This is a genomic window from Amycolatopsis sp. NPDC104819 (assembly GCF_055583145.1).
This window is the reverse complement of the sequence record NZ_JBVJON010000038.1, coordinates 1-2,011: the sequence shown is the minus strand read 5'-3', so window position 1 is coordinate 2,011 and position 2,011 is coordinate 1. Positions and strand designations below refer to the sequence as shown.

Below are 2,011 nucleotides of genomic sequence, written 5' to 3'. Positions count from 1 at the left end.
TAAGTTCGGCGGTGTCCTACTCTCCCACAACCCTTCGGTTGCAGTACCATCGGCGCTGTCAAGCTTAGCTTCCGGGTTCGGAATGGGACCGGGCGTTTCCCTGACGCTAAAACCACCGAAACACTACGAAACAACACACCCATCCAGGGTGGTGTTTCAGAACCGTAGAGTGGATGCGCAACATCTTCGTAGACAAGTCCTCGGCCTATTAGTACCAGTCAACTCAACAACACATTACTGTGCTTCCATCTCTGGCCTATCAACCCAATGGTCTATTGGGAGCCTTAACCCACAAAGGGGTGGGATACCTCATCTTGGAACAGGCTTCCCGCTTAGATGCCTTCAGCGGTTATCCCTTCCGAACGTGGCCAACCAGCCATGCCCCTGGCGGAACAACTGGCACACCAGAGGTTCGTCCGTCCCGGTCCTCTCGTACTAGGGACAGCCTTCCTCAAGTATCCTACGCGCGCGGCGGATAGGGACCGAACTGTCTCACGACGTTCTAAACCCAGCTCGCGTGCCGCTTTAATGGGCGAACAGCCCAACCCTTGGGACCTACTCCGGCCCCAGGATGCGACGAGCCGACATCGAGGTGCCAAACCATGCCGTCGATATGGACTCTTGGGCAAGATCAGCCTGTTATCCCCGGGGTACCTTTTATCCGTTGAGCGACACCCCTTCCACCAGGAGGTGCCGGATCACTAGTCCCGACTTTCGTCCCTGCTCGACATGTCTGTCTCACAGTCAAGCTCCCTTGTGCACTTGCACTCAACACCTGATTGCCAACCAGGCTGAGGGAACCTTTGGGCGCCTCCGTTACTCTTTAGGAGGCAACCGCCCCAGTTAAACTACCCATCAGGCACTGTCCCTGAACCAGATCATGGCCCGAGGTTCAGATTCCCAATTCGACCAGAGTGGTATTTCAACAACGACTCCACAGTAACTAGCGTCACCGCTTCACAGTCTCCCACCTATCCTACACAAGCCGAACCGAAAACCAATACCAAACTATAGTAAAGGTCCCGGGGTCTTTCCGTCCTGCCGCGCGTAACGAGCATCTTTACTCGTAGTGCAATTTCGCCGGGCCTGTGGTTGAGACAGCCGGAAAGTCGTTACGCCATTCGTGCAGGTCGGAACTTACCCGACAAGGAATTTCGCTACCTTAGGATGGTTATAGTTACCACCGCCGTTTACTGGCGCTTAAATTCTCAGCTTCGCCCCGAAAGGCTAACCGGTCCTCTTAACGTTCCAGCACCGGGCAGGCGTCAGTCCATATACATCGTCTTGCGACTTCGCATGGACCTGTGTTTTTAGTAAACAGTCGCTTTCCGCTGGTCTCTGCGGCCACCCACCCCTAGCTTGCAAGAAGCTTCAGGATGTTTGGCCCCCCTTCTCCCGAAGTTACGGGGGCATTTTGCCGAGTTCCTTAACCACAGTTCACCCGATCGCCTTGGTATTCTCTACCTGACCACCTGTGTTGGTTTGGGGTACGGGCCGTGCATGCACTCACTAGAGGCTTTTCTCGGCAGCATAGGATCACTCTACTTCGCCTCAAACGGCTACGCATCACGTCTCAGGATATATAGCTGGCGGATTTGCCTACCAACTTCCCTACACGCTTACACCAGTACTACCACTCACTGGCGGAGCTACCTTCCTGCGTCACCCCATCGCTTGACTACTACGAAATCAGGTCCCACGCTCCACAACACCCACTAGGCCCGAAGGCTTCGCAGATGCGCTTTGGGTGGTTAGTATCAAACGCCTCGTCATGGGCGCACATGCTCGGGTACGGGAATATCAACCCGTTGTCCATCGACTACGCCTGTCGGCCTCGCCTTAGGTCCCGACTTACCCTGGGCGGATTAGCCTGGCCCAGGAACCCTTGGTCATCCGGCGGCAGAGTTTCTCACTCTGCATTCGCTACTCATGCCTGCATTCTCACTCCCACACCCTCCACCGCTAGCTTCCGCCACGGCTTCCCTGGATGCAGGACGCTCCCCTACCCATC

Annotated in this window: 2 rRNA genes; both read right to left on the bottom strand. The window is 55.7% G+C overall.

Annotated features, from left to right (window positions below):
* Positions 1–3: 3 nt before the first annotated feature.
* Positions 4–120: ribosomal RNA gene (rrf, locus tag ACZ63E_RS46030) — 5S ribosomal RNA — on the bottom strand.
* Positions 121–188: 68 nt separating this feature from the next.
* Positions 189–2,011 (bottom strand): 23S ribosomal RNA (locus ACZ63E_RS46025); the annotation flags it as partial.